The sequence below is a fragment of the Salinispora cortesiana genome (assembly GCF_000484695.1).
In the GTDB taxonomy this organism is placed as follows: domain Bacteria; phylum Actinomycetota; class Actinomycetes; order Mycobacteriales; family Micromonosporaceae; genus Micromonospora; species Micromonospora cortesiana.
In genome coordinates this window covers 1-6,595 of the sequence record NZ_AXVR01000104.1, presented here as the reverse complement: position 1 = coordinate 6,595, position 6,595 = coordinate 1, and the positions used below count along the sequence as shown (strand labels likewise).

Annotated in this window: 5 protein-coding genes and 1 pseudogene; 3 read left to right on the top strand and 3 right to left on the bottom strand. The window is 66.4% G+C overall.

Annotation, left to right across the window (positions count from 1 at the left end):
• On the top strand, positions 1–484 hold a 484-nt coding region (locus K228_RS0123590; RefSeq protein WP_025620599.1), incomplete at its 5' end, for an IS3 family transposase.
• A gap of 550 nt (positions 485–1,034) precedes the next feature.
• On the opposite strand, the gene K228_RS0123580 is transcribed toward K228_RS0123590, so the two are convergent.
• Entirely contained in the window at positions 1,035–2,204 is a 1,170-nt protein-coding gene (locus K228_RS0123580; protein ID WP_245603577.1) for an ISAs1 family transposase, read from the bottom strand.
• Between the two features lie 153 nt (positions 2,205–2,357).
• Positions 2,358–2,609 (bottom strand): hypothetical protein, encoded by a 252-nt coding sequence (locus K228_RS30505; protein ID WP_425414541.1) that lies wholly within the window; start codon positions 2,607–2,609, stop codon positions 2,358–2,360.
• A gap of 174 nt (positions 2,610–2,783) precedes the next feature.
• Between K228_RS30505 and K228_RS0123575 the strand changes: the two genes are divergently transcribed.
• Positions 2,784–3,608: a transposase family protein gene (locus tag K228_RS0123575; protein ID WP_155251625.1), complete on the top strand. Its 825-nt coding sequence runs from the start codon at positions 2,784–2,786 to the stop codon at positions 3,606–3,608.
• A gap of 188 nt (positions 3,609–3,796) precedes the next feature.
• Here the strand turns inward: K228_RS0123575 and K228_RS0123570 are convergent, their stop codons facing one another.
• Positions 3,797–5,182: a recombinase family protein gene (locus K228_RS0123570; protein WP_025620596.1), complete on the bottom strand. Its 1,386-nt coding sequence runs from the start codon at positions 5,180–5,182 to the stop codon at positions 3,797–3,799.
• A gap of 274 nt (positions 5,183–5,456) precedes the next feature.
• On the opposite strand from K228_RS0123570, the pseudogene K228_RS28590 reads away from it, so the two are divergent.
• Positions 5,457–6,305: pseudogene (locus tag K228_RS28590) on the top strand (right-handed parallel beta-helix repeat-containing protein); the annotation flags it as partial.
• Positions 6,306–6,595: the final 290 nt, after the last annotated feature.

Here is a 6,595-nt window from a genome sequence, read left to right as displayed (position 1 = left end):
CTACATCAACACCTGGGAGGGCTGGCTGTACCTGGCCACCGTCATCGACCTGTCATCGCGCCGCGTGGTCGGCTGGGCCGTCGCCGACCACCTCAAGACCGACCTCGTCGATGCCGCCCTGGCCGACGCCCTCAGGCGGCGCCGGCCCGCCGACGGGCTGATCTTTCGCTCCGACCGCGGCTGCCAGTACACCAGCGCCCAGCACGCCCGCCTCGCGAAACAGCACGGGGTCCGGCTGTCCGTCGGCCGCCGAGGGCAGTGCTGGGACAACGCGGCCGCGGAGTCGTTCTTCGCCACGATCAAGACCGAACTCATCCACCGCCAGAGTTGGCCCACTCGCAAAGCCGCCCACCAGGTCATATTTGAGTACATCGAAGGCTGGTACAACACCCGCCGCCGGCACTCCAGCCTCGGCTACCTCAGCCCCGCCGCCTACGAAGGCGGCACCACCATCAGCCTGCTACCCGCCCTCAAGGTAGCCTGAAAATCAACTCATCGACCCTGTCCGCCGAAACGGGGCAAGCCCAACCCTTATGTGTTGCTGAGATCACCTCACTGCACGATCAACGCATTGGCGTGGCAAGATGCGCGCCCGAAACGGCGGATGCTTGGTTTCTGGCGCGGAGGTCAGCTGATGCCGGGGTGGTCGCTACGGGACGCACGGCCCAACTTGCTGCTCAGCATAGCCTGACGCCGCTATGTCTTCTCCCCGAGCGGCTCTGGTCGGGCGATGTCGCGTCAGGAGTTGGCAGAGGCTGTCAACTCCTATCTGTGGACAACGTATCGGCGCCGGGGTCAGCCTCGACGGTGGCGACATCGGCAAGCTGGAGCGTGGCGATCATCACCGGCCCAGCGCTGAGTACCGGGAGGCGTTGTGTTCAGTCCTGCCCTGCCCTATCCGTCAGGCTGCGATGAGGCATCCGTTCCGGGAGCATCAGTCGTCCGGAGACCCTGCTACCCGGCCGGTACGACCGGCGGGACCGGTTGCGGTACACCGCCCGCTCCCACCCCTGGCCAGGGCCCCGGCAAAGTCGTCACGTGATGCCGAGAAGGGCCAGTGGGCGGGTGCTGTCGCGGGCGTGATGTCGGTTGGCGGCGGCGATGTTGGTGATGCTGGCGGTTCGTAGGGCCCCGATGGCGGCGTTGCGCAGGGCTGCCATCACTTGGGGTCCGGTGCCGGTGCGGATTTGGGATCGGTCTTCGTCGTAGGTGACGTCGCGGACCCAGTGGATCTTGTTCTCGATGCTCCAGTGGCCGCGGATCCAGGCGGCGAGTTGGGCGGGTCTGGCTTGGTGGACGCGGAGGTCGGTGATGGCGTAGACGGTCTCGGTGGTGACGCGTTTCGGCTGGTCGAGGCGGCGTCTGCGGCGACGGATCTGCAGTGCCTGTGCGGCGTGGGGGAACTCGATGCCGGTGGAGATCGTCAGGATCTTGAGGGTTCGGATCTCGCGGCGGCCGTGTCCGCGGTCGGTGTCGCGGGTGGCGTCGGGAACGGCCCGCCAGGGCAGGTTGGCGAGTTGGGCGTGCAGGTTGGGCTGGTTGGCCTTGACGGTCAGGATCCAATGCGCGCCACGCTCGGCGAGGTAGTCGACGTGATCGCGTTGGCAGTGCAGGGCGTCGACGGTGATCACGGTGTCGCGTAGGTCGCTGATCTGGTCGAGCAGAGGCCGGAACCGGGTGATTTCGTTGGTCTTGCTGTCCACGTCGGTGCTGGCCAGGACCACGCCGGTGGCCTGGTCGCAGGCAGCCAGGATGTGGGCGGCGGCGGTGTCGGTGGTGCGGGAGCCGCGCAGGGTCTTGCCATCCACGGCGACCGCCCGCCTGCCCGCCGGTGATGTGGCCGCGGTTCGCGCGGCCAGCCAGCCGTTGACGGCAGTGGTGAGACGGTCTGGGTCCAGGGCCTGCAACAAGCGGCGGATCATCGCCTCCGACGGACGCCGGTGCGGGGCGATACCTAATGCCAACGCGGTGGTGTCCGGGACGTCGGCGACCCACTCGGCGATCGCGGTGTAGGAGCGGTAACCAGCCACCACAGCACATACCGCCGCGGTCACCACAACTACCAACCCGTGCCGTACGCCCCGGCGGGCACGGGGGTCCGGCAGATTGGCCAACGCTGTGGCCAGCCCAGCAGCGGTTTCGGGCACCGTGACAGCCGGTGCGCAGGACAGGGACGAGATCAGCGATGATGGCAGCGCGGGCATGACTCACTTCGGACGATCAAGGCTTCGACACCCTGATGATCATCTGAACCGGTCATGCCCGCCTTGCTGCCCGCAACTCCGGCGCTTCTCAGCCGAATGCCTCATCCCGGACGCATCCACGACTTTGCCGGGGCCCTGGGGGCGACACGCCCTTCACCGGCCCGTAGCGGTCGGTCTCCATTGCGGCGCCGACCTGCTGGCCGCCCACCCGGGCGCGATCTTCGCCTTCACCGGCCCGTAGCGGTCGGTCTCCATTGCGGCACCGTCCGGCGTTGCCGTGTCCGGCCAGTCGCCCTCGACCTTCACCGGCCCGTAGCGGTCGGTCTCCATTGCGGCAAGAGCGACAGTCAGCGTGACGAATGGATCGCGGTCGGCCTTCACCGGCCCGTAGCGGTCGGTCTCCATTGCGGCATCAGTGTCAGTGAGGTGATCTCAGCAACACATAAGGGTTGATTGGTGCGACACGGGTGAAGGCGGCGAGTCGGGCAGCCGTGGACATAGGCGTGGAGCCATCGATAGGCACGTCCTTGCGACAGATCCGCGTCTTCGAGAGGGCTCCACGTGATTGCCTATCGTGCCATGGTCGATGTCCCCAGGGAACTCGTGCAGCACCTCGGTCGGCTCCTTGCCGCTGAACGCCGGGCCCGTGGCACCCGCACCGGCACGCGGGCGTTGACCTGCTTCTACCAGGCGTTGATGGTGCTGGTCTGGTTCCGCAAGGCCGAGGACGTGGCCCTGCTCGCCGCGGGGTTCGGTGTGTCCCGGGCGACCGCGTACCACTACCGCGACGAGGGCATCGCTGTGCTCGCGGCCCAGGCGCAGGATCTGCACACGGCTCTGCGGCGGGTGGCCGACGACGGTTGGTCCCACGTCATCCTGGACGGGAAACTCTTCGACTGTGACCGGCTCACCGAGACCACCTTGTCGGTGAAGGGCGAGGTGATCGACGCCTGGTACTCCGGCAAGCACCGCGACTTCGGCGCGAACATCCAAGCGGTCATGCGCCCCGAAGGTCTACCGATCTGGACATCCGAGGCGCTCCCCGGGCACCTGCACGACACCCGTTGCGCCCGTACGTTGGGCATCACCGCCGCGCTGAACTGGTCAGCGGCCGATCTTGATCTTCCCACGCTGGCCGACTCCGGCTACGAAAGCGCAGGCCACGGCATCAAGACCCCGATCAAACAGCCCGCCAAGGGCAGCCGGCTCGCGCCCGACAACCGCGCCTACAACCGGCTGCTGCGCGGCCTGCGCTGGCAGGGCGAACGCGGCTTCGCGATCCTGATCGGACGCTGGACAACACTTCGCCACACCACTGCCAGCCCACGCCAGATCGGCGACATCGTCGCCGCAGCCCTGCACCTGACCCACGTCGAATACAAATACCTACCACAAAGTTGCTGAGATCACCTCAGTGGCACGGATGTGCACGGCCCTGATCCCCTTCACTGGCCCGTAGCGGTCGGTCTCCATTGCGGCATGGGGCGAGTGCCGGGTAGTTACCATCCATAGCTGACTACCACGTCATCGTTCATGCACTGTGACGGTGGGGCGGCGGTATCGATCTCGGACACATCATCACCACATATTGATCATGATCCGCGCAGGTTGACCTGCGCGGATTTTTCTATGGTCGGTGTGCAGTGTTCCTGGTCGCAGACGATGGTGATCTTCCTTCTGCGTAGGAGCGTGACCAGGTCGTGTGGGGTCTGAATGCCGTCGGAGAGGCGGGGATGGTCGGCAAGGCTTGCGAGGATGTGGTCTTCCCTGAGGTAGAGGATCTTGTGCCGGCGGTTGGCGGGCTGTTGGGTGCTGGTGTGGCCGTGGCGGCATCGGTAGCCGGGGCGTTGGTTGATCCAGTGGGCTTCCATTCTTCGGCCGCATGGTCGGCAGCGCAGTAGGCCGGTGAACAGGTAGCGGCGGGTGGTGCCGTCGTGGGCGCTGCGGTGGGCGCGGATGGCTTGGGTGGCGACGAAGTCCTGCTCGCTGACCAGAGCGGTGTGGGCCCGTTGCTTGGAGACCACCCAGTCCACGGTCGGGTTTCGTCGGACGGGTTCTCCCTCCGGGCGGCCGGTGTCGGTTTGCGCGGGTTGCCGGTTCCAGACCTGTCGGCCGGTGTAGCGGGGGTTGGCGAGTATCGCCGCGACCGTGCGCAGGGTCCACCGGTCGCCACGGCGGTGGGGATTGCGGTTGGGATCGATGCCTGACGGGCACGGTATGCCGGCGTCGTTGAGTGCGCGCGCGATGCTGGCGAGACTCTGGCCGTCCAGGCGTTGGGCGAACATCCACCGCACGTGTTCGGCCGTGGCCGGATCCGGTTCGAAGCGTTGACGCCGGCGACCCCAGCGCGCGTGCGCGGTGTTCGGATGAGGGCCGGCGTCGACGAGTCGGTAGCCGTAGGGCGGCCGGCCTCCGAGATACCGTCCCTGCTCCCGTGTTTGAGCCCGCATCGCTGTGATGACCCGGAACCGGGCGCGCTGCACCTCACGCCTCGACTGGGCGCCGAGCATCATGATCAGCGCCTGATGGGTCGGGTTGTGGTGATCGACCGGCCCGTCCGTCTCGGGCAGCCAAAGCTGCACGCCGTGATGTTCGAGCACGGGTGCCAGGTGTGGCAGTTGGTTGGCGGAGAACGCCCGCTCGTACTCGCCGACCACGATCGCGTCGAACCCGCGATCGGGGTCGTCGAGCGCGGCCAGCAGCGCGGCCGCTTGCGGGCGCTGCCCCCAACCTCGGCGGCGTGAGCAGCCGACGTCGAAGTATTCGGCGACGATCACCCCGTGCGCGGTGACGAGCTCGTTGGCGCAGTCCCGTTGCCAGTGCCGGGAGGACACCCGGTCCTGGTGCTCGACTGTTGATATCCGGCCGTAGAACGCAAACCGCAGGCCACCGCGCCACCGTGCGGGCGGTTGCGCGCTGGCTTGCGGCTGACTGTTGAGCCATCGAGTCAGGGGATCGTCACGCTGGTCGTCCGACACGTCGACATTTCTACGAAGGATCCTCGCGGTCTGGTCGGACAAGCAGTCCGCTGGCGTTCATCACGGCAGTCGGACACCTCGGAGGCGTCGGTCAATATCATCCCACGGGTGGCCCTTTTGTCTCGTTTGATGACTTTCTTCGCATTCATGCCCTAGTAGCCTTTTATCGGTTTAGCTCAGGGTGGTTGCTACCGCCTACCTGGTAGCCGAGGAACCTCCGCCCCCTGGGTGGTTGGCTCCTCACCGTTCACCGAGGAAGGGCACCGGCACCGCGATGAACCAACTCACCCACGGAGACGAATCCAGCCGGCCAGGTGGACGCCGGGCCAGACCGCGATGGTGGGTCGTTGGGCTGGCCGGAATGACCGGCCTGGCCCTGACCACCACTGTCGGCATCGCCGCCAGCCCGGCCGCTGGCGCTGTCGGACACGCCCTCCCCGCCGCCAGCGACCGGCCCGAGAACCGGCCCTCCGCCCACGATGGCTACGACAAACACGACGACGGCAAGAGCAAGGTCGACAGAGGCGAGGGGGATCAGGAGAAGAGGCCGAAGGGCATCCCAGTCCCGTGCGACGCGGACAAACTGATCGCCGCGATCACCCTCGCCAACGCTCGCGGCGGTGCCGTGCTCGACTTGGCCAAGGACTGCACCTACCTGCTTATCGCCGACATCGACGGCGCCGGCCTACCCGCGATCACCGCCCCGATCACCCTCAACGGCGGAAAGAACACCACCATCGAACGCGCCGCCGCCGTTGATCCGTTCCGCATCTTCACCGTCGACGTCGGCGGCAACCTCACCCTCAACAAGCTGACAATCACCGGCGGAGTGACTACCAGCGATGGAGGGGGAATTCTCGTCAACCCCGGCGGAGCTACGACTATTAACCACAGCAAAATCCGGCGCAACATTGCCAGCGAGAACGGCGGCGGCATCTCCAGCGAGGGAACCGTCGTCGTCACACAATCTACTATCGATCGGAATTCTTCCATCCGCGAGGGCGGCGGTATTTTCAGTACCGGCACATTAGAAGTTGTCAAGTCTGACATAGATAGCAACACCACCGCCACTGGCGGCGGCATCCGCGCACCCGGCGGAACTGCCACCATTAAGGGGTCAACGAAGTTGATGGGGGTCGGCTGACGTCATCGGCCTGTCCAGGGTGGACCCTGGGGTGAGGGCGCCCGTGGCTCTTGGTTGATCATCTTGTTGTCGAAGCAAGTTGATCACAACAGAAGAGCCACGGACATGGTTGAGGATACGACCCGGCTGCTGGGCCTTGCCGGTCTGGCCGTCGTTGAGGTCGCGGACGGGCCGGACGGTCCGGTGGTGGACCTGGTCACCGCTGAGGATCAGCGGGCACGGCGGTGTCCGGAGTGCGGAACACTGGCACGCAGGTCGAAGGGTCGACG

Excerpts from the sequence above, each read along its gene's own strand:
- K228_RS0123580 (WP_245603577.1), bottom strand. The coding sequence starts at position 2,204 with ATGCCCGCGCTGCCATCATCGCTGATCTCGTCCCTGTCCTGCGCACCG.
- K228_RS30505 (WP_425414541.1), bottom strand. The coding sequence starts at position 2,609 with ATGGAGACCGACCGCTACGGGCCGGTGAAGGCCGACCGCGATCCATTC.
- K228_RS0123575 (WP_155251625.1), top strand. The coding sequence starts at position 2,784 with ATGGTCGATGTCCCCAGGGAACTCGTGCAGCACCTCGGTCGGCTCCTT.